Here is a 22,906-nt window from a genome sequence, read left to right as displayed (position 1 = left end):
AACTACGCCGAGACCCCTCCTTTATTTGTAATCTGAAGGGTGAAGGTAAGAGTGTCTCCTACAGAGGCGTCATAGGTGTTTACCTGTTTCACCAATTCGAGCAGTGGGAATACCACTGGGATCGTCACGGTATTTGTAGTCAATGTGTCCGGTACGATTCTTCCTCCAGGTAATGTAAATGAGTAAGTAAAGGCAGCCTGATTTACGATGTAGCCAGATGGAGGTGTCTCGGATACAGTTAGCTGATAAGCCAGGGTCAATGACTGACCAGGTTCCACAGACCCAAGACTAACTCCGGCGGCAGGATCGGCTTCTGCCAACGATTGATCGTTCAGTTGGAGGCTGCCAGGAATGTATAGGGTTCCGGCAGGAATGAAATTTTGAAAAATAACTTCTGAAGCAATGTTGCCAAAGTTATTATGGAGTACCGTGTAGGTCAGGTTTTCCCCAGCTTGGGCCACCTTATGGTCTGTGGAGATGTTTGCGGCAAGCTGCGGATCGAAAACAGCTACAGTCACGGTATTGCTGGTGACCTCGCTCGCACCGCCATTATCAGCGTACTGAAGCCGCACGTTATTATCCAGGTATCCTCCGACCGGCAGAGATTGAACATTTACGGTGTAGGATACGTTAATTGTCTGTCCCGCCTGTAAGCTACCGATAAAGAGTAGTTCACCCGGCTTGCTAGAGGCAGATGGTGAACCGTTAATTTTCAAGCTGTCCGGGCTTATGATGGTGCCACTTGGTACGTAATCGGCTAACACGATGTCGGTAACGACGGAGCCTCCATCATTAACAAGGGTCAGCTGATAAGGTACAGCATCGCCCAATGCGACAGTAGATACCGTCGTGCGCAGCACAGCTGACAAGGCTCCTTGATCAGCAGCGGCTACTTTAACCGAGACGGAAGGCGAAGTGATTTCCTGATCTAGGCTCCGCCCATCCGGCAGCTGGTAGGAGTAAGTCAGCGAAGCTTGATTCACCAGTGAGCCCGATTCAGAGGCACGAACGATAAGTGCGGAGAAGACGGTAGTCGTTTTTTCTCCTGGTGCGATGACGCCTAGAGCAATACCCTGTTCTGGACTGACACCATATTGGGCCACTCCATTAACCGAAACAGAGCCGGGAACAAAGGAAAGATCAGGTGCCAATAAGTCCGTCAACAAGCCAAAGGTACCTGTGTTTCCAACATTTTCTGTGATGATAGAATAGGTGACGCTTTGACCCGGATGTGCGCTCTCTGTATTGGTTAATTTCGTAAGGTTCACTACAGGCTGGAGTATAGCAACTGTCACAGGATTGGACAAAATGGCACTCGATTCTTCACCATTCGTGAGCAACAAGCGGGCCTGGTTGGTGCGCGGTCCCGGCTGTTCGGTAGCTACGATACGGACTTCGAAGGATATAAGGGTCTTGGTATTCGCTTCTAATGAAGGCAACGGTATGCCATCACTAGGATCAATTCCAGCCACGGTAGACCCGTTAATCTGAACTGAGTCTGTAATAAACTCGATATCCTCTGGCAATGTATCCAGCAAACGGGCATTTTGCACAGTGTCCGTATCCTCGTTAAGAATCACGAGTTCATACGTCAGGGTATCGCCAGTAGTGGCGAAAGGCGAGCTTACGCTTTTACTTAAGGTGATGTCTAGCGGTGACACGGCAACCTCAACGATGTTGGATAAATGGAAGCCGCCGACCTCTCGGCCATCTGGAGCACTAAAGCGATAGCCTACCTCAGCCTGGTCTACCAGCAGTACAGCTGTAGGGATGGAGGATACCAGCACTTGGAAAGTAACGGTTGCCGATTGTCCTGGTGCTATGGCTGGAGTCGGGATGCCGGAAACTGGGCTTGCACCAGGAGTAGCGATACCGTTAATCGACACTGTATTTGGAAGGAATACGGAGCCGTCTGGAATATTGTCACTTACCGTAGTCGAGGCAGCAATGTTTCCGGTGTTGGATACAACAATCGTGTAAGTGATGATGTCACCTATGGTGGCATTATTGGTACTGCTTGTTTTGACTGCTGTCAGGATTGGCTGGAAGACTGGGACAGTTACCACATTAGATGTTGAGCTGCCAGTAAATGCCCCGCTGGTAAAGCTAACGGATGCCTGATTGGTTAATTGTGCAGGTGTAGGCAAGAAATCAACTCGAACCTGGAATGTAACGGTCGTAACGGCTCCAGGAGCAAGCATACCGATGGCAATACCAAATCCCGGATTTCCATCAGGGAAGGAGGTTCCGTTTATAGTAACACTGCCATTCACAAAGGAGCTTCCTGCCGCAATGATATCTGAAACCACTATATTATTGGCAGTACTGATTCCATTGTTGGAAACGGCCAAGGTATAGGTGATGATATCGCCGACAATGGCGTCTGTAGCTGCTGTTCCTTTGACAATGCTCACATCTGGCGAAGATACAGAGATGCTAACTGTGTTGGATACGGCTGATCCTGATACGGTTCTGCCATCCGGCGGTTGGAAAGTGAATGAGCCTGATGCTTGATCGACCAGCACCTGTGGATTAGGTAGAGCATTGATAACAGTTTGGAAAGTTACGGATACCGTTCCGCCTGGCAGCACAGATCCAACCGGGACGCCAGTTTCGATGGACACACCAGGTTGCGGACTGCCAGCGATGCTGACACTGTTAGCAAGGAATGATGAGCCGACGGGAATATTATCACTAATCGTAAGGGCAGCTGCAATATTACCGTTATTCACAGCTGTAATCGTATAGGTTAGTGTATCGCCGACGGAGGCGTTAAGAGTGCTCGATGCTTTAGTAAGTGTAATTAACGGCTGGAACACAGGGATGATGAGTGGATCGGAAAAGGCAGTGCCGGTAAATGTTCCGCTGGTAAATGTGACGGATGCAATATCCGTGAGCAGTGGTGGCTGCGGCAAGCTTTGGACAGAAGTTTGGAAACTCACGATAAATGTATTTCCAGGTGCGACGTTGCCAATGGCAATTCCAGCAATTGGCGAGGCGTTAGGGAAAGGTACACCGTCGATAAGAACACTACCTGGAACGAAGGAAGTACCTGCTGGGATTGTATCGGTTACAACGGTATCTGTGACGGAATCCACACCGCTATTCGTAATGCTCAGTGTATATCTGATCGTATCTCCAACTACAGCGGCTGCCAGACTGGATGTTTTAGTCACCTGAATATTAGGTGCAGACACAGCGACATTAACTGTATTAGATGTAACAGTACCGCTCAGCACTCTACCATCCGGTGGTGAGTACGTAAAGTTCACTTGCCCTTGGTCGGTCAGTATAGGCGGAGTTGGCAGAGACGAGACAATGGTTTGGAAACTTACTGTGATACTGCCTGAAGGGGCCAATGATCCGAGTGTTATGCCTGTAATTGGCGAAGCTCCTGGCACAAGGATGCCGTTAACGACTACGCTGTTAGGCAATAGTTCAGAACCTACAGGGATGTTATCCGACAGAACAGGGATAACGGCGATATTTCCAGTATTGGTTAGCGTCAAGCTGTAGACTAATGTCGATCCGATCTGTGTGTTGAGGGTATTAGCGGTTTTGGTCAGACCGATAATCGGTTGATAAACGGGCAAGGTTACCGGATCGGATTGCGAAGACGAGGTCAACGCGCCCGAAGTAAAGCTGACAGTCGCTTGGTTGGTTATTTGCGGCGGCTGAGGCAGACTGGCAACGGAAACTTGGAATGTAACGGTTGCCAAGCCACCCACTGCAATGGTGCCTACAGGGATACCTGAGCTTGGGGACGCAGCAGATACAGATGTGCCATTCACGGTCACACTGCCGGGGATAAAGCTGGTGCCTGGCGGCAGTGGATCAGATACCACGGCATTAACGACTGGGCTGATTCCGTTATTCGTAGCGATCACGGTATAACTAATGGTATCTCCGACTACGGCATCTGTGGCGGAGGCTGTCTTGATAACGTCCACATCCGGCGAAGAGACGGAGACGGTCACGGCCGGAGATACCGCACTTCCGGTCAGGACACGGCCATCTGGTGGCTGATAGCTGAAAGCAGCGGTCGCCTGATTGACCAGTGTACCCGACGCGGGCAGTGAGGTAATAACTGCCTGGAAGGTCAATGCGACGGTCGTAGCGGCGCCTATAATACCTAAGGGAATCCCAACGGTTGGATCTGAACCGGGTGCGGCGGTGCCGTTGATCACTACACTATTAGGGATAAAGGCAGCCCCGGCTGGAATCGGATCAGTAAGAATGGTATCTACGCCGATGTTCCCAGAATTTGTAATGGAGATTGTATAGGTTATAGTATCTCCAACCGTAGCTCTTCCCGTTCCTGCACTTTTTGATACAGTAACGATCGGTTGGTACACAGGGATGGTAACGGGATTGGATACAGAAAGTCCATTAAATGCACCTGAAGTAAAGCTAACGGTCGCTTCATTGGTAATGGATGCTGGTGACGGCAGTGATTGTACGTTAAGCAAAAAGCGAATGGTGGCTCCGCCACCAGCTCCAAGCGTTCCGACAGGAATACCATTTTGCGGGTTGGCTGTAACAACAGGAGTACCATTGATTGTAACGCTGCCCGGTACAAAGGCGGTTCCGAAAGGAATGGTATCTGTGACGATTACGCCAGTAACCGGATCGAGTCCGTTATTGAACGCAGTTATGACGTAGGGAACAGAATCACCTACGACAGCGACAGCCACATCAGCAGCCTTCGTGACTGTAACATTCGGTGATGAGATTGGAATGGATACGGGCAAGGCTGCACCGCTACCGGTCAACGTTCGTCCATCCGGCAGTTGGAACGTGTAGTTTACAGTGGCTTGGTTGGTTAGTATGGAGCCTGGGGGTACCGATATGACCACAGCGCTAAATGAGACGGTTACCGTCGCACCTGGGGCGACCGATCCGATATTGATGCCTGTAATCGGGTCTGCCCCGGGAATAGGAGCACCGTTGACCAACACGCTATTTTGATTCAGGCTTAGCGAGCTGGATAACAGATCAAGCACGACTGTGTCTGCCGGTGCATTGCCTGTATTCGTGACAGTAATGACAAAACCAAGCGTATTCCCTACGGTTGCACGATCTGCGCTCAGAGTATTGGTCACATTTAAAATTGGCTGAAATACAGGCAGGCTGACTTGATTTGAGACGGACTGACCTGCGAAAGCCCCAGAATTGAAGGAAACCGTTGCCTGATCCGTTGACAAACCTGATGCTGGCAAGGAGGTTACTGTGGCCTGGAAAGTGACCGTTGCCGAGCTGGCAGAAGGGATAGTGCCCACTGACACGCCTGTGGCAATGTTGGCTCCCGGTATAGTGACACCATTGACTTGTACGGAGTTAGATACAAAAGTAGTACCGTCAGCAATCGGGTCGATAAAGACCGTTCCTGTCACAGGTGTAATGCCATTGTTTGCTGCGGTAATGGTGTACGTAATGGTATCTCCAAAGGCTACAGACGTCTGATTGACTGTTTTAGTCACGGTGACATCTGGATTGGATACAGGAATAAATACCGGGTTCGATTGGACGCTTCCGTTTAATGTTCGACCGTCAGGCGGCTGGAAAGTGAATGTGGTTGAACCTTGATTTAGCAGGCCCAAGCCCGTAGGAACAGCATTAATGACAACTTGAAAGGTTAATGCGACAGAGGCTCCCGCTGCAATATTTCCAACTACCACACCTGTTTGAGGGTTAGCTCCAGCAACAGGCAGGCCATTAACAGTGACGCTGTTGGGTATAAAGGAGGAACCTGATGGAATGGCATCGGTAAAGGTAGCTGTTGCTGCTAAATTCCCTGTATTTTGTGCGGTAAGTGTATAAACTACGGTATCGCCTACGGTTGCTTGACTCGTATTAGCGGTTTTAACGAGATTGATAATAGGTTGGTAAACGGGAACGACAACGGTGTTGGAGAGAGAGGTGAAATTCAGTGTGCCGCTGGTAAAAGAAACCGTGGCCTGGTCACTCAGTTGGGGTGGATCAGGCAAGCTATTGACAGACACGGAAAAGGTGACAGTTGCTGACGCTCCGGCAGCGATCGAACCGACTGGAATCCCGGTCACGGGACTAGCTGACGACAATGTTGTTCCATTTACGATGACAGAGCCAGGAACAAAAGAGGAGCCTGTCGGAATGGTATCAGTCACACGAACATCTGTTACGATTTCGATGCCGCTATTAGTAGCTGTAATAGTATAGGTTATCGTGTCACCGGGGACGGCATCAGTTGCCGAGGTGCTTTTACTGACCTGCACATTGGGCGATGATACAGGAATTGTGACAATATTGGACGAAACATTGCCGTTGACAATCCGGCCATCGGGCGGTTGAAAGGAAAAGCTGATATTCGCCTGGTCGGTGAGTTGGGGAGGTAAAGGCACGGAAGTAATCACCACCTGAAAAGTTGTTTGAGTTGTGGCTCCAGGTGCAATGGAGCCAATAGACAGACCTGTTGCGGGACTGGCGCCCGGAGCAGGAGCACCGTTAACGACCACGCTGTTCGGCACCAGTGCCGAGCCTGCGGGGATATTGTCTGTCAATGTGGCAGCAGCAGCTATGTTGCCATTGTTGGTCACTGCCACAGAATACGTTACGATATCGCCAACCGTTGCCCGTATGGGATTTGCAGTTTTACTTACAGTTAGCACTGGGGCATTTACGGCTATCGTCACCGGATTAGAAACTGAGACACCTGAAAAGGCGCCGCTGGTATAGCTGACACGCGCTTGATTGGTGAGCTGCGGTGGGATCGGCAATGGAGAGGATACCGTGACCCTGAACGTGATCGTAGCCCCTCCTCCTGAGGCAATGCTTCCAACCGGGATACCTAATCTCGGATCTCCGCCAGCCACTGCGATGCCATTCAGTGTTACGCTGCCCGCAGTGAATTGGGAACCGGCGGGGATCGGATCGGAAACGACCACATTGTTCACTGCCTGGATACCGTTGTTAAGTACTGTCAGCGTGTATAACACTGAATCGCCTGGAATGGCAGTGGAACGGTCTGCAGTCTTTGAAATGGACACATTTGGCGCAGACACAGGAATGGATACCACGTTGGATGATGTGCTATCTGTTCGCACTCGCCCATCAGGCAGCGTAAAGGAAATGGCGGCGTTGGCCTGGTCTGTCAGCACAGATGGCGTTGGAAGAGAGGTCACTACAGTTTGAAATGTCAGTGTGATCGGGCTTTGCGGTGACACGGTTCCGATGAAAATACCTGCTGCTGGACTGGCTCCTGGCTGACTAACACCATTGATTACCACGCTGTTCTCTATAAAAGAAGACCCAGAAGGAATAGCATCAGTCAGCGTGACAGAAGCATTATAGTTGCTGCTATTTGTGACCGACAAGGTGTACAAAATCGTGTCGCCAATCGTAGCAGCTGTTGTATTTGCAGATTTGGCAACGCTAATACGCGGCTGATAAACGGGCACAGCAACCGTATTCGTCTGGGAGGTTCCGGTAAAGGTGCCACTGGTGAAACTGACACTGGCCGTGTTTTGCAGCGGCTGTACGGACGGGACGGCATTAACTAGCACGGCATAGGACACTAGAACAGATGCGCCTGCACCAATGCTGCCGACTGGAATGCCGCTTCTGGGGTCAGCCGTGCTCACAGGTGAACCGCCAACAGTTACGCTTCCGGGTACAAATGAGACGCTGCCGGGAAGCGGATCGGTAATCACGGCGTTGGTGATGGGATCAATTCCGTTATTAACGGCGCTTACACTGTAGGTCAGCGTTTCGCCTACACTAACGGATGTGAATCCGGCAGACTTGGTTACTGCTACATTGGGGAGCGAAATGGATACAGAAACAATATTAGATAGAAGCGAACCGGAAAGAACTCTCCCGTCTTGCAACTGATACGTATATTGAAGTAATCCCTGATCGTTTAATCCGCCCCCAGATGGTAGAGAGTCTACGGTGGTACGAAACGAGACGGTAATTTGTGCTCCGGGATTTACAGTACCTACTGGAATACCGGTATTGGGATTGGCACCGGGAACTGAAGACCCGCCGACAATGACGCTCCCTGGAATAAAGGTGGAGCCTGTCGGAACAGTTTCTGTTAAGGTCATATTTAACACGGCTGTACCGGTGTTGGCGATGAGAAATGAATAAGTAATCGTTCCACCGACGCTGGCACGGTTGGAGCTTGCGCTTTTGGTAATCGTCGACACTGCAATTACCACAGGTATAGCTACAAGATTGGACAACGATGATCCGGTAAAGGCACCAGAGGTGAAGCTGACGGTTGCGCGATTGTTGATTTGCGCGGGAGAAGGCAATGAATTAATGGCTTCTCGAAATACAACAGTTACCGATGCGCCTGGAGCCAAAGTGCCAATTGGAATCCCGTTTACAGGCGAAGCTGTCGTAGCTGGTGTTCCGTTTACAGTGACGCTGCCGGGTACGAAGGCAACTCCGCTAGGTAGCGGATCCGTCACAACGACATTGGTCACATTTGCAATGCCGTTGTTTGTAGCGGTTATCGTAAACTGAACGGTTTCTCCAACAGCGGCAGCCGCTAGGGAAGAGGCTTTGGTCACGCTCACATTCGGCGAGGATACAGGAATGGTAAGCGTGTTGGATGTACCGTTTCCATTCAATACACGTCCGTCAGGTGGTGTAAAGGTGTACGTGTAAGTCGCCTGATCGGTCAAGTTACCAGAGGCAGGAACAGCATTGACGAGGGTCTGAAAGGTCACTGGTATAGTAGTCCCCGTATTAATCGTTCCTACTGAAAAGCCAGTAGCCGGATTAGCAGCAGGCACGGAAGATCCGCCAATGGTCACACTGCCCGGAACAAAGGATGAGCCCGCCGGGATGCTCTCGATAAAGTTGAGATTGGCAGCAATGCTCCCCGTGTTGGATATTTGAAACGTGTACGTAATGGTGTCTCCTACTGTAGCAGCCGATGTATTGGCACTTTTAACAATCCCAATAACGGGTTGATAGATCGGTGTACTCGTAGTGTTGGATGGAACGCTACCAGAGATGACAGGCCCGCCAGGCACGGTTTGAAAGGAAAAGGCTGCCGATGCTTGATTGCCCAGTTGCGTGTTGGCTGGTAATGAAGTGACGGTTGCTCGGAATGTAATGGTTACTGTCGAAGAAGGAGCTACGCTGCCCACTGTAATACCTGTTGCAGGATTGGCTGTGGGCTGGGCAATGCCTGCGACAATAACGCTGCCGGGTACAAACGTAGCTCCGACTGGTATGGTATCGGTAAGTACTGTGTTAGAAGCGCTGACGAGCCCCGTATTTGAAATGTTAACCGTGTAAGTAACTGTATCGCCAATAACCAATCCCGTAGAGCTAGCAGTTTTGGTTAGGGTTACCAGCGGAGCATTGATATCAATTTGAATGGCATTGGCATTAACGGTATAAATATCCCCATTAGTGGTTAGTTGAAGGACACCACTGGTTTGGCTGTTTAACAGCGTGGAGGAGATATCGACGTTGGTAATGTCCCAGCCTTGCCGTCCACCCGTCACCTGCGTCCCAGGTGTCCCATTCACGGCATTAGTGGTACCGAAGGTCCCTGTCGTGACCAATGTGCCGTCATCCCCGTTAATTTGGGACGCAAAAAAGTTAGTCGAAAAATTATTGGGCCCAGACAGCGCAGTTAAGTTGGATGTGGTAGGTCCAAACAACGCACGATCCCCGGTGATATCTACGTCACCCTCTTGGGCGCTAATTAACGCCCTGCCGCGCAAAGTCCCCTGTACAGGCGTGGCAAACCCGCTTATTACCACGTTGACCGAGCCAGTAGCGCTGCTGACCCCTTCACCACCTACACGCAGCGATAGGTTACGGAAGGAGAGAGACGGGTTATTGTACACCACTGCCAGCGTCCATCCAGCGTGATTGGTGTTGGTAGAATCGGGAACCGTGATGGTGCCCGTCACATTTCCGACCGTATATGCCCCTGCGCCGCCTTGAATGACCAAATTTGTTACATTTGCGGTTCACACATAGGTACTGAGACTGGTGACGTTGATCGATGTTGCAGATTCGGGACTGACTGTAGTAGATAAAGCAGGCGTCTGAAATGTGATCGGATTGCTGGCGCTGGACAATACATTGGTATTGCCGTTGGCATAGCTTCCTCCCCAAATAAGTTCAGCATATAGCACGGTACTGCCCGCAGGGAGCACAAGGAATGCCGTCGATGAGTTACTGGCAAAAGCAGAAGTCGTGCCGAATGGATATGTGCCGAAGCGAGAGGCTGTATTGGTTGTGATGAAAGCGCCAATGCTGGTCACTGTACCTGGCACCCCCGCCGAAGCAGAACGTGCCAGCCCGAGTGTATTTCCTATAAAGGTAATAGCCCCGGTCTGGTTCGTTGCATAACGCTGAATAAAAGCCATGGATTAACTTCCTACTTTCCATCTCTCCCCAATTAGCTGTCTTAGGATTTTTGCAGGGGAAGAGCCCGCTGGGCTGGGTGTAATGATCCTTTCGTATAAATTGCCTGCATGATAGTCAGGTCTTGCTTTTAGCATAGGTTCTATACCGGATTCAGTCTGACAAATAACTCCCTCCCCAGTCGATAAAATACATAGCATGAACTCGAAATAGTTGATTTGTCATGACACCAGCAGAGTAACTTTTTAAATATCTCTTCATTATTCACATATGTATGCGAGCTGAATTTAAACATGACCCTTTTCATAGAATGGCGTTATGGGAAGTGTTTTGTCGAATCATGAGGAAAATTGTAAAAAATCTTCGAAATGTTGATCTCCTTTTTTACTTGGCGTTAACATATGTGTTATACTGAAGAGGCAAAGGAGGCGTGCCCTATGAACTTAACAGTACGAGGTCAACAGATCGAGGTTACCGACGCTTTGAAGGACTACGTTGAAAAGAAATTCAGCAGACTTGAAAAGTATTTCGATGCACCCCCGACGTCTGATGGAAGTGTAACGTTAAGCACAACCAGAGATTTGCACACTGTAGAAGTAACCATTCCTTTGCCGGGGCTTGTACTCCGTGCCGAAGACGAAAGCGATGACATGTATGCATCCATTGATGCCGTGGTAGACAAGCTAGAACGGCAAATTCGCAAGCACAAGACCAAATTAAACCGAAAATTCCGGCAGGAAGGCAGTTTAAAAACCCTTTTTGTGGAAGATCCGGCTGGTGGTGTGGCTGTTGCTGAAGATGAGGATGCAGAATTGGATGAGCTGGAAGTCGTCCGCACCAAGCGTTTCTTATTGAAACCTATGGATGTGGAAGAAGCTATTCTGCAAATGAACATGATTGGACATAATTTCTTCGTATTTGCTAACATTGATAATGAAGAAGTTAACGTAGTTTACAAACGCAATGATGGTAAATACGGTCTGATCGAACGGGAATAGCCTGTAAAGCAAGAACTTATTGCATTTTAAAATGAATAGAACTTTTTGATTGAAGCATGCTTCATGGATATCAGGAAAATGATAATAACACGAGCCTTATCCTTGCGAACCTGGCGGGATAGGGCTCTTTTATATGTTTATTGTAAACATGAATGGAAATTTAAACTTAGATCGATGTAACCAATTGTGTATTTCGTGCGTCAATTGTTTTGGTATCTTTAACCGGATGCAAATCTGCAGGCTGCTTGTGTTGCGGCATGTCCTACAAACTGTTACAATTTATGCAAAGAACATCGCACGATGGGCTGGTATAGCCGGGCCTGTCAAACATATCGGGAATCAATTTCATCATGGACCCTTTCTTATTGTGAAATTGATTCTATTAATTGTTTTGCGCGAAAGGGGTAAACCATGCTAGGAATTGTCAAAAAAATTTTTGGGGATACAAATGAACGTGACGTCAAACGTTTAATGAAGACGGTTGAACTGATCAATAAAATAGAGCCTGATTTTGAGAAGCTCTCGGATGAGGAACTGAAAGCCAAGACGGCGGAGTTTAGAGAGCGGATTGAACAAGGTGCTACGGCTGAAGAAGTGCTGCCGGAAGCTTTTGCAACGGTTCGTGAAGCGTCCAAGCGGGTGCTGGGCAAACGTCACTATGACGTACAGATGCTCGGCGGTATTGCGTTGCACGAAGGAAAAATCGCCGAAATGAAAACCGGTGAAGGTAAAACACTGGTGGGAACACTGCCGGTTTATTTGAACGCTCTGTTGGGTAAAGGTGTGCACGTGGTTACAGTCAATGACTATTTGGCACAACGTGACAGCGGAGAAATGGGTCAAATTTACAATTTCTTGGGAATGACCGTAGGTCTGAACCTGGCCAATATGGATCATGCTGCCAAACAGGAAGCTTATGCTTGTGATATTACGTATGGTACAAACAATGAGTTCGGCTTCGATTATCTGCGCGATAATATGGTGCTTTACAAAGAACAGATGGTACAGCGTCCGTTGTACTTCTGTATCATTGATGAAGTGGATTCCATTCTCGTCGATGAAGCTCGTACACCATTGATCATTTCAGGACAAGCTCAAAAATCGACCGAGCTGTATTTTGCCGCTGATCGTTTTGTAAAGAGCCTGAACGTTGAAGAAGATTACACGCTGGATATTAAGGTGAAGTCAGTTGCTTTGACCGAAAACGGCGTATCCAAGGCTGAAAATTTCTTTGGTCTTGAAAACCTGTACGATCAGGAAAGTGTTACAATCAATCACCACATCGTACAAGCCTTGAAAGCTAACGCTATTATGCGTTTGGATGTGGACTATGTCGTGGCTGATGGTGAGGTTCTGATTGTCGATGAGTTTACAGGTCGTCTGATGGCTGGACGTCGTTACAGTGATGGTTTGCACCAAGCTATTGAAGCGAAGGAAAACATCATTGTCCAAAACGAAAGCATGACACTGGCGACAATTACATTCCAAAACTATTTCCGTATGTACCGCAAATTGGCGGGGATGACGGGTACAGCGAAAACAGAAGAAGAAGAATTCAAAAAAATCTACGGTCTGGAAGTGCTCCAAATTCCGACGAATAAGCCTAACCAGCGTGTAGATATGCCTGACGTAGTATACAAGAGCGTGAAAGGTAAATTCCATGCTGTGGTAGACGAAATCCTGGAGCGTAACAAAAAGAACCAACCGATATTGGTAGGTACGGTTTCTATTGAAAACTCCGAGCTTCTTTCTGAAATGTTGAAACGCAAAGGCGTTCGTCATAAAGTGCTTAACGCCAAGTATCATGCCGAAGAAGCTGAGATTATTTCTCGTGCAGGTGAAGCTGGCGCGGTTACCATCGCTACTAACATGGCTGGACGTGGTACTGACATCGTACTGGGCGAAGGCGTTGCAGAACTCGGTGGTTTGCACATCATCGGTACAGAACGTCATGAATCCCGTCGTATTGATAATCAGCTTCGCGGACGTGCAGGACGTCAGGGCGATCCAGGCTCCACGCAATTTTACTTATCGCTGGGCGATGAGTTAATGAAGCGTTTTGGTGCAGACAACGTACTGAATATGATGGAGCGCTTGGGCTTTGAGGAAGATCAACCTATCGAGAGCCGTATGATTTCACGTGCTATCGAATCAGCTCAAAAACGTGTCGAAGGGAATAACTTTGATCAGCGTAAAGTCGTTCTCCAATATGATGACGTGATGAATCAGCAACGTGCTATTATTTACAAACAACGCCGTGAGGTGCTGGAATCAGAGAACATCAAGGAAATTGTGTTCGACATGATCAAGCCTGTCATTGAGCGTGTAGTGGAAGCTCACTGTGGTGATGATATCCCTGAAAACTGGGAACTGGATGAAGTAGCAGAGTATGTGAACAACAATCTGCTTGAGGAAAACACACTTTCGCGCGACGATCTGTGGGGTAAGGAAAAAGAAGAGATGGTCGATATGATCTTCGAGAAAGTTACCAACAGATACCACAGCCGTGAAGAGATGATCGGCGAAGAAATGGTACGTGAGTTCGAGAAGGTTATCGTACTGCGTGCAGTTGACAGCAAATGGATGGATCATATTGATGCTATGGATCAATTGCGTCAAGGTATTCACTTGCGTGCTTATGGTGGTACTGATCCATTGCGTGAATACCAATTTGAAGGTTTCGAAATGTTCCATGCTATGATCGCCAGCATCCAAGAGGAAGTTGCGACATACATCATGAAAGCACAAATCGAATCCAACCAAGAGCGTCAGGCTGTCGTTGATGAAGATAAAATCTCTACGAGTGGCGAACCTGCGGCTCCTAAAAAGAAATCCGCTCCTTCGCGTCCGCGTAGAAAATAACGGATTGAAATTAAGGGATAGATCTTGATATACACTATCCCCTGCAATGCATATAATGGCAGGCGGCAGTTCAACCACTGACCGTCGGCCATTTTGTGCCATCAGGGGACGATGCTGATGTATTCAATATAGCTCTTCTGTGAGATGGTCAGGTTATGGTCAGGTTGAATATGGCGATGACTGTGCTCTCCTAGTACTTTTAAAACAATTATGACAAGTAAGCAGTTCCCTGCTTGCTTGTCAGTCAATTCCGCAGTTGATCTGGCTCACATACCAGAGCCTGTTATTTAAAAGTGGTTTGACTTTACGGCGGTTGGGAGCGAAGCGGAGGATTTGAATCTGGAGAAGCGCCAGCGTTCGCCTTTGCAGTGAGATGCCAACCTTTGAATGTGTTATTTTAATCAGGGCATCTCGCTGCAACAGCGATCGTAAGATCAAATCATTCGCGCAGCGCCTACCCACCAGCCGTAACTCACAACGCTTTTATTCCCCCTAACCCTATATTAAAAGGAGAATGACATCATGATTGATCCAAGTGTAAAACATGATTTACGAGAAATAGGCAAGAAACTAACAAACCTTAGGGGGTCTCTTTGACTTAGATCTCAAACAGGAAATGATCGCGAACTTTGAGGAAAAGATGGCAGCGCCTGATTTTTGGGACGATAACGAAAAGGCCCAAGGCGTAATTGCTGAAATGAATGCTGTGAAGTCTTCTGTGGACAGCTATGAACAGTTGCGTCAGGAATATGAAGACGCAGGTATGATGGTTGAACTGGCTGAAGAGGAAGGCGATGAAGCGCTGGTTGGAGAAGTTGAAAACAGTATCAAATCCCTGCTGAGCAAGCTGGAGGAATTTGAGCTGCAATTGCTTTTAAATCAGCCCTATGACAAACTTAATGCTATTCTGGAGCTGCACCCGGGGGCAGGCGGTACCGAGTCCCAGGACTGGGGTCAAATGCTGCTGCGTATGTATACACGCTGGGGAGAAAAACGAGGCTTCAAGGTGGAGACCCTGGATTATCTGGCAGGTGATGAAGCGGGAATTAAGAGCGTAACCCTGTTGATCAAAGGCTACAATGCCTACGGTTATCTCAAGGCGGAGAAAGGCGTACATCGGCTTGTTCGCATTTCTCCATTTGATTCCTCTGGTCGTCGACATACATCGTTCGTGTCTTGTGATGTGGTACCGGAAATTGCGGATGATGTGGATATTGAAATCCGCACGGAAGATCTTAAAATTGATACGTACCGGGCCAGCGGTGCAGGTGGTCAGCATATTAATACGACCGACTCAGCTGTTCGGATTACGCATTTGCCTACTGGTATTGTCGTGACTTGTCAAAATGAACGTTCCCAGATCAAAAACCGTGAACGTGCGATGACTATGCTTCGTTCCAAGCTCTACGAGCGCAAGATTGAAGAACAACAGCAGCAATTGGACGAAATCCGTGGTGAACAGTCCGACATTGCATGGGGTAGCCAAATTCGCTCCTACGTGTTCCATCCATACAGCATGGTTAAGGATCATCGTACCAGTGTGGAAACTGGCAATGTAGGGGCTGTTATGGATGGCGATCTCGATCCGTTCATCGATGGTTACCTGCGCAGCCAAATTAAGCTGGACGCAGAATAATTGCCTGTACGTTTTCCTACAGAACCGCAGTCCATGTGCCTGCGGCCTGTAGGAATTTTTGTGTGACGGTATTTTTTATTAAAGGAGAACATGAATGATGTCTCAATTGAATCCTCCCGCTGCCCGCCGAAGAAGGCGTAAGCCTCTGATTGCCGCCAGTGGACCAGCGCGTAACGTGACCGATGTCCTGCTGATTATACTCGGCTCCTTTATTACAGCGCTGACCTTTAACATGTTCTTGCTGCCCAACCGGATTGCATCCGGGGGTGTATCTGGCTTGTCTATCTTGGGTGAGGACCTGTTTGGCCTGGAACCGGCCTATACGCAGTGGGGAATGAATATTCCGTTATTTATAGCAGGAGTACTGCTGTTAGGAAAAAAGTATGGCTTGCGTTCCCTGCTGGGAAGCATCATGCTGCCACTATTCGTTTATGTGACGAAGGATTGGGCAGTACCGACAACCAATCCGTTGCTGGCTTCGCTGTATGGTGGAATCGGAGTAGGATTGGGTTTGGGCACTGTGTTTCGGGGCAGAGGCTCGACGGGTGGACTGGCTATTTTGGCGCAGATTATTCAAAAGTATACCGGTTTTAGCCTTTCTCTTTGTGTCATGCTCATGGATGGCACGGTAATCACGCTAGCTGGTTTCGCCCTATCGCCGGAGCGGGCCCTGTATGCATTGATTGGCTTGTTTGTAACCGGCAAAGTCATTGATGCTGTAGAAATGGGGCTGGGCTACTCCAAAGTAGCTTATATCATATCTAATCAAAAGGAAAAAATTACGCAAACGATTTTACAGGATTTGGATCGGGGTTTGACAGAGCTTGCAGGACGGGGGGGTTACACGAACGAAGAACGTCCTGTACTTATGGTTGTAGTCGGGCAAAATGAGGTAACCCGCCTCAAAACGCTCGTCCGCTTGGTAGACCCGGAAGCTTTTGTGATTATTAGTAACACACGTGAAGTATTGGGTGAAGGGTTCAAAAGGGAAGGCTAACTTAATGTGACCTTCTGAACGCTTGCTCTTAACTGAATCAATATAGAAGAGCTCACTGATGTAGTGGGCTCTTCTCTTTTCAGAACCGCTTTATCAATTCCTTTTTAGTAATAGATCAAGCCAATTTGCCGGTTGTCCTTGATTAAAATATGAGGTGGGTACTCCTTTTACCCCGGTTTTGACCATAAATAAACCACCTGCTAGTGGTTGGCTGGTATTATCGTCATCTTGAGCAGTTGTGATATACAACTCATCCAGATGTTCACCACCAAAAGCGCACGAAGTCACACGATTGACTGGAAGTAACACCTCAGCAATCACTTCTCCCTGAACAGGATGGATACGAGATACACGTTTACCGCCCCAACGCGCGATCCACAACATGCCCTCTGCATCGATGGTCATGCCATCGGGATATCCTTCACTTTCATCCAATCTAGCTACCAATTGCTTATTCCTAATAGTACCTTGTGTCACATCGTAATCGAAGGAGACCACTTCTAAGGTCGGAGTATCAATATAATACATGGTACGGTAATCTGAGCTCCAGGCTAAGCCATTAGATGTGGAAGCATTATCAATCAGTAAGGAGACATTTCCTTTTGTGCTCAGACTATACAATGCTCCTTGCGCGCGTTCGCCATTTAAACTCATTGTTCCAGCCAAAAACCGTCCTGCAGGATCGCATTTACCATCATTAAATCGATTTCCTGGCCGACCTTCCTCAGGATCGTGGATCAATACTTTGGTCCCTGTCTCTATATCCAAACAGTATAGACCGCTGATCATGGCTACGATTACTTTATTTTTAAGATAAGGTACAACTGCACTAATATGTTCGCCTACATCTATGGTACGATCTGTGCCTGTAGATGGATCGTAGATGTGCAATTGAAAGCCTTCAATATCGACCCAAAATAAACGTTGAGACTGGTGATCCCAACTAGGACCCTCGCCTAATTTGGCTTTAGCATCTATCACTATATTCGCTGTATAGGTTTCGATGTGTAACACTCCTAACGTATAGGTTTATTTTTGTACATACTCACTCTTTTTACCCTATTCAATGTTCAACGAATACATAAGTGCAGCAAATGGATAATCCGGATGAATACCAATATACAAGATAATATATAAAAGGAACGATGTTTTTTTTTATGCAAAATAGCAGACTGGATTCACAAGGGGGGCTGTCTTTTTTGGTTTCCTCAGTTAATAGCCTGTACAGCTTGTCGGTCAAAAGAATGGGCAAGAATGCATATTTTAAATTTGGAAGAATAACATGACATGAGGTGTTGTATTTATATGAATAGAGTCGTATAATAATACATATTTCATAGGGACGGAATGGAGGAAGGTCTGTGAGCAGTAAGCTAAAAGTGGCAATTGTCGGTTCCACTGGATATGGTGGGGTGGAGCTGATTCGATTTTTGGTTCATCATCCGCAGGTGGAGATTGTATCTGTTATTTCTTCGTCCAGCGCGGGTGTCCCGATTAGTGATGGGTTTCCACATCTGACGGATATTGTAATGCAGGATTTGGACGGTGTCGATATCCATGAAATTGCTGCCAAGGCTGATCTGGTTTTCACAGCTACGCCATCAGGCGTTAGTACCCAGTTAGTGCCACAGCTTCTGGATGCCGGACTGAAGGTGATTGACCTTTCCGGGGACTTTAGGCTCCGAAGCGGGGAAGTGTATGAAGCTTGGTATAAAAAGCCTGCGGCTTCACCTGAGTATCTCAAGCAAGCAGTATACGGACTCAGCGAGGTGTATGCAGAAAAGCTTGCTGGAGTTTCTTTCATTTCGAATCCAGGCTGCTATCCAACGGCAACACTATTAGGAATTATTCCTGCCTTGGAGGCGGGGTGGATCGACCATCGGTCACTGATTGTGGATGCCAAATCCGGGGTATCTGGCTCCGGTCGGGGAACAAGTCTTGTTTCGCATTATGCGGAGATGAATGAAAACTTTAAGGCTTATAAGGTCAATAAGCACCAGCATATCCCAGAGATCGAGCAGGTACTGGGTGATGTTGCGGGCGAGGATGTTACGATTACGTTTACGACACAGCTTGTGCCTATGACGCGAGGAATTATGAGTACAATCTATGTCACGTTGAAAGGTGATCATACGGATCAGGATCTCATCGGGTTATACCGGGATTATTATAAAGGTCATCCTTTTGTCCGTGTACGTGGCGAAGGTATATGGCCGGCAACGAAAGAAGTATTTGGTTCAAACTACTGCGACATCGGTTTTGCAGCAGATGCTCGTACCGGGCGTCTTACCATTATTTCTGTCATTGATAATGTTGTGAAGGGTGCCGCCGGACAGGCGATTCAGAATTTAAATTTGATGATGGGATGGGAGGAGAACCTCGGACTGGGCTTCATACCGGTATATCCGTAAGTAGCACGTAAACGCAACAGGCTACGGGGACGACAGCGAGTTGGAGAACGCAAGCGTCCAGCTGTCATGCCTCCTATATGTTGCGAACGAGGGCACATAATTATGGGCAAAGTAGGCTTTACAGTAGTACATGAGGGCAACATCGTAACTCCCCGTGGCTTTACAGCTGGGGGATTGCACTGTGGATTAAAAAATACGAATCGCAACGATATCGGCGCGATTCGCTGTGAGGTAGAGGCGACAGCTGCTGCGGTGTATACCACCAATGTGTTTCAGGCTGCACCGCTGAAGGTGACTCGCGAGAGCCTGACAGACGGTCGATTGCAGGCGATAGTAGTGAACAGCGGGAACGCCAATGCCTGTACGGGACAGCAAGGGGAGCAGGATGCTTACGCTATGCGTTCGGCCGCTGCTCATCAGCTGGGTGTGGCGGAGAGCGATGTAGCCGTTGCCTCGACTGGTGTAATTGGCGAGCATCTGAAAATGGATCGTGTGCTTGGCGGTATATCGTCACTACCTGAGCGGATGAGCGAGGCAAGCGATGGGGCGGAGCAATTTAGCCAAGCCATTCTGACAACGGATTTGGTTAAAAAGGAAGCGTGCGTGTCAGTTGAAGTGGATGGTGTGACTGTGCACATCGCCGGGGCAGCAAAGGGATCGGGTATGATTCATCCGAATATGGCAACCATGCTCGCTTTCATAACTTGTGATGCAGTCATCGGACAGACGGCCCTTCATCAACTATTAAAGCAGGCCACGGATACCAGCTTTAATATGATCACAGTCGATGGGGATACAAGCACGAACGATATGCTGATCGCTATGGCGAGCGGGCTGGCAGGCAACAGCGAGTTGCACACAGACCATCCCGATTGGGAGGCTTTTGCCGAGGCATTCACTTATATCTGCCGTGAGCTGGCGAAGGCGATTGCCCGTGATGGAGAAGGTGCTACGAAGCTGGTAGAGGTGTCTGTAAGCGGAGCGATAAGCGATGCATCTGCCCAGGCGATAGCCAAGACTGTGATCGGGTCCAGTCTGGTGAAGTCAGCCGTTTTTGGCGCAGACGCCAACTGGGGACGGATTATTGCAGCCGTCGGACGTGCCGGAGAACCGGTGAATCCGGATACGGTAGACATTCGCCTGGGGGATATTATCGTGCTAAGCCAATCAAGTCCAGTAGCTTTTGATGAAGCCGAGGCGCTTTCCTATTTACGTGGAGATACGGTGCAAATTATTGTTGATTTGCATCACGGGAATGGGACCGCTACAGCATGGGGCTGTGACCTAACCTATGATTATGTGCGGATTAATGCGGCTTATCGGACATAGATACCCGATTTAATTACGGATGGATATTTAATAGTTAATAGAAGAAGCGAGCGAATATAGCTTCGGCATCATTTGAAAATCGCACAAAATTGTGCAGAGGAGAAAAGGAGAGATGATATGCAATCGGCAGTGGGACACGCGGATCAAGCGAAACATGCGGGAGTGGCACGTCGTAATTTTGTGATGAAATGCGGAGGAAGTACGCTGGCTGCGTTGCCTGATTCCTTTTTTGACGACTTGGCCCGTCTGCAGTCGGAAGGCCTTCAACCAGTCATTGTACATGGCGGTGGGCCTGCGATCTCTGACAATTTGGCGAAGCTGGGAATCGAAACGGAGTTCATTCATGGATTGCGTAAAACGACTGAACCCGTGCTGGATGTCGTGGAAATGGTGCTGGCAGGCAGCATTAACAAGCAGATTGTTCGCAGAATAGGGATGCACGGAGGGCGAGCGCTGGGTTTGTCAGGCAGTGATGGCTATTTAATTGAAGCGAAGCCTGTGACGAATGCCGCAGAGGTCGGCTGGGTTGGAGAGGTAACACATGTTCAAGCTTCGATTATTACCGGTGTGCTGGATATGGACTATATGCCAGTTATTGCGCCTATTGGCATTGATCGATCCGGTCAGCGTTACAACATTAATGCCGATACAGCGGCGGGCGCGGTGGCTTCTCATCTCGGCGTCAGTCGAATGATTGTTGTGACGGATGTACCCGGTATATTGAAAAAGAATGGTGTAGAAAAGAAGGTTATGGAGTCAATTACCATACAGGAAATTGAAGATATGATCAGTACAGGTGAAATCTACGGTGGTATGATTCCGAAAGTGAGAGCGGCTATTGCCTGCATTCACGGTAAAGTGAAGGAAGTCGTCATTGTGGACGGCAGCGAACCGCAGGTACTCAGCCGTGTGCTGGGTGGAGAATCGATTGGAACACGCATTGTGCGTATGCAGTAATTGCGATATATGCTCAACCTATATAACCAAACGATAAAGGGGCGTGAACGATATGAGTAAGGAACCGAATACGCTGGTGAGCGAGGAAATGCCAAGTACGAATGGAAGCGGAGCGCAAGCGGAAAAGGGGGCGGCAAAAGTGCAGGCAGATAGCTCTCTTTTTCCAAACTACGCAAGATACCCGCTTACACTGGTGAAAGGACAAGGAAGCTGGCTGTGGGATGATCAGGGCAAACGTTATCTGGATTTCATGTCAGGTATTGCCGTTACCAATCTAGGCCATGCGCCTCAAGCTGTAGCGGAGCGTTTGAAAAAACAGATCGATGAACTGTGGCATGTATCCAATCTGTTTCATATTCCCGGGCAGGAACGGGCCGCGGCCTTGCTGACAGCCAATAGCAGCGCAGATGCCGTGTTCTTCTGCAACAGCGGAGCTGAAGCGAACGAAGCTGCCATTAAGCTGGCGCGTCGTTACCACCAGAAGGTGAAGCAGACCGGTCGCTATGAAATCATTACGTTCACGCAATCCTTTCACGGACGGACGCTGGCAACCTTGACTGCTACGGGTCAGGACAAAGTGAAAGAAGGTTTTTTACCGCTTCCCGCCGGATTCAAAAGCGTTCCGCTTCATGATCAGGCTGCGCTCGAAGCAGCTATCAATGAGAATACAGCGGCAATTATGCTGGAAATGGTGCAGGCCGAAGGTGGCATGTATCCGGTAGACCCTGCTTTCGTAGACGTGATTACCAAGCTGTGCCACGAGCATGGATTGCTGCTGATCATTGACGAGGTGCAAACAGGTATGGGACGGACAGGTAAGCTGTTTGCCTTTGAGCATTATGGAATAGAACCGGATATTTTTACATTGGCGAAAGGATTGGGCAGTGGCTTTTCGGTCGGTGCAATGCTAGGCAAAGAATATTTGCGTGAAGCGTTCACAGCGGGCAGTCATGGTTCTACCTTCGGGGGTACACCGCTTGCCATGGCAGCAGTTCAAGCAACCATTGAAACGATTATTGATGACAAGCTGCCAGAACGCGCTGCCGAAATGGGAGATTATCTCTTTCATAGTCTGCAAAAACAGCTTAAAGATATTCCTTTTGTCCAGGATATCCGCGGAAAAGGTCTGATGGTCGGGATTGAGTGTGCGGAGCCGGTAGCAGAGCTTGTTTTGGCAGGACAGAAGAAGGGCATTCTGTTCATTACAGCAGGACCGAACGTGATTCGCCTGTTGCCTAACCTGTATGTAACGCAAGACGAAATAGATCAGGCTGTAACATGGATTGCTGAATTGATTCGGGAGCACGTAGCTTAGTGTAGAGCCAGAAGCATCCGAGAT

Annotated in this window: 11 protein-coding genes; 8 read left to right on the top strand and 3 right to left on the bottom strand. The window is 48.5% G+C overall.

Annotated features, from left to right (window positions below):
- Positions 1–2: 2 nt before the first annotated feature.
- Positions 3–9,959, bottom strand: coding sequence for a DUF7507 domain-containing protein (locus tag PPM_RS23825; protein WP_016324802.1), 9,957 nt, complete (start codon positions 9,957–9,959; stop codon positions 3–5).
- 18 nt (positions 9,960–9,977) lie between these two features.
- A complete protein-coding gene (locus PPM_RS30290; RefSeq protein WP_016324801.1) occupies positions 9,978–10,379 on the bottom strand; it encodes a hypothetical protein in 402 nt (133 codons plus the stop codon).
- 435 nt (positions 10,380–10,814) lie between these two features.
- Here PPM_RS30290 and hpf point away from each other — a divergent pair, with 435 nt between their 5' ends.
- From hpf to PPM_RS23805, 4 genes are all read left to right on the top strand, one after another.
- Entirely contained in the window at positions 10,815–11,375 is a 561-nt protein-coding gene (hpf, locus tag PPM_RS23820; protein ID WP_016324800.1) for a ribosome hibernation-promoting factor, HPF/YfiA family, read from the top strand.
- Positions 11,376–11,786: 411 nt separating this feature from the next.
- On the top strand, positions 11,787–14,237 hold the full coding sequence (secA, locus tag PPM_RS23815) for a preprotein translocase subunit SecA (protein WP_013373368.1): 2,451 nt from the start codon (positions 11,787–11,789) through the stop codon (positions 14,235–14,237).
- 522 nt (positions 14,238–14,759) lie between these two features.
- Positions 14,760–15,873, top strand: a protein-coding gene (gene prfB, locus PPM_RS23810; RefSeq protein WP_129550094.1) for a peptide chain release factor 2 whose coding sequence is annotated in 2 segments (ribosomal slippage) — positions 14,760–14,831 and positions 14,833–15,873 — 1,113 coding nt in all. Because the reading frame shifts where the segments join, the coding sequence is not laid out codon by codon here.
- A gap of 97 nt (positions 15,874–15,970) precedes the next feature.
- Positions 15,971–16,870 (top strand): YitT family protein, encoded by a 900-nt coding sequence (locus PPM_RS23805; RefSeq protein WP_040102741.1) that lies wholly within the window; start codon positions 15,971–15,973, stop codon positions 16,868–16,870.
- 93 nt (positions 16,871–16,963) lie between these two features.
- Here the strand turns inward: PPM_RS23805 and PPM_RS23800 are convergent, their stop codons facing one another.
- Entirely contained in the window at positions 16,964–17,851 is an 888-nt protein-coding gene (locus PPM_RS23800; protein ID WP_043921430.1) for an SMP-30/gluconolactonase/LRE family protein, read from the bottom strand.
- 380 nt (positions 17,852–18,231) lie between these two features.
- Here PPM_RS23800 and argC point away from each other — a divergent pair, with 380 nt between their 5' ends.
- The 4 genes from argC to PPM_RS23780 all read left to right on the top strand — a co-directional run bounded on the left by argC (position 18,232) and on the right by PPM_RS23780 (position 22,882).
- Entirely contained in the window at positions 18,232–19,281 is a 1,050-nt protein-coding gene (gene argC, locus PPM_RS23795) for an N-acetyl-gamma-glutamyl-phosphate reductase (protein WP_016324796.1), read from the top strand.
- A gap of 102 nt (positions 19,282–19,383) precedes the next feature.
- Positions 19,384–20,610 carry a bifunctional glutamate N-acetyltransferase/amino-acid acetyltransferase ArgJ gene (gene argJ / locus PPM_RS23790; RefSeq protein ID WP_013373362.1) on the top strand — a complete coding sequence of 409 codons (1,227 nt, stop codon included), beginning with the start codon at positions 19,384–19,386 and terminating at the stop codon, positions 20,608–20,610.
- Between the two features lie 117 nt (positions 20,611–20,727).
- Complete coding sequence (gene argB / locus PPM_RS23785; protein WP_016324795.1) at positions 20,728–21,567, top strand: acetylglutamate kinase; 840 nt, start codon at positions 20,728–20,730, stop codon at positions 21,565–21,567.
- A gap of 52 nt (positions 21,568–21,619) precedes the next feature.
- Positions 21,620–22,882, top strand: a complete 1,263-nt coding sequence (locus tag PPM_RS23780; RefSeq protein ID WP_016324794.1) for an acetylornithine transaminase — start codon at positions 21,620–21,622, stop codon at positions 22,880–22,882.
- Positions 22,883–22,906: the final 24 nt, after the last annotated feature.

The organism is Paenibacillus polymyxa M1 (assembly GCF_000237325.1).
GTDB lineage: Bacteria > Bacillota > Bacilli > Paenibacillales > Paenibacillaceae > Paenibacillus > Paenibacillus polymyxa_C.
This window is presented reverse-complemented; position numbering and strand designations above follow the sequence as displayed.

Coding starts and splice junctions, on each gene's coding strand:
- PPM_RS23780 (WP_016324794.1), top strand. CDS start 21,620: ATGAGTAAGGAACCGAATACGCTGGTGAGCGAGGAAATGCCAAGTACG.
- PPM_RS30290 (WP_016324801.1), bottom strand. CDS start 10,379: ATGGCTTTTATTCAGCGTTATGCAACGAACCAGACCGGGGCTATTACC.
- argJ (WP_013373362.1), top strand. CDS start 19,384: ATGGGCAAAGTAGGCTTTACAGTAGTACATGAGGGCAACATCGTAACT.
- secA (WP_013373368.1), top strand. CDS start 11,787: ATGCTAGGAATTGTCAAAAAAATTTTTGGGGATACAAATGAACGTGAC.
- PPM_RS23805 (WP_040102741.1), top strand. CDS start 15,971: ATGTCTCAATTGAATCCTCCCGCTGCCCGCCGAAGAAGGCGTAAGCCT.
- argB (WP_016324795.1), top strand. CDS start 20,728: ATGCAATCGGCAGTGGGACACGCGGATCAAGCGAAACATGCGGGAGTG.
- hpf (WP_016324800.1), top strand. CDS start 10,815: ATGAACTTAACAGTACGAGGTCAACAGATCGAGGTTACCGACGCTTTG.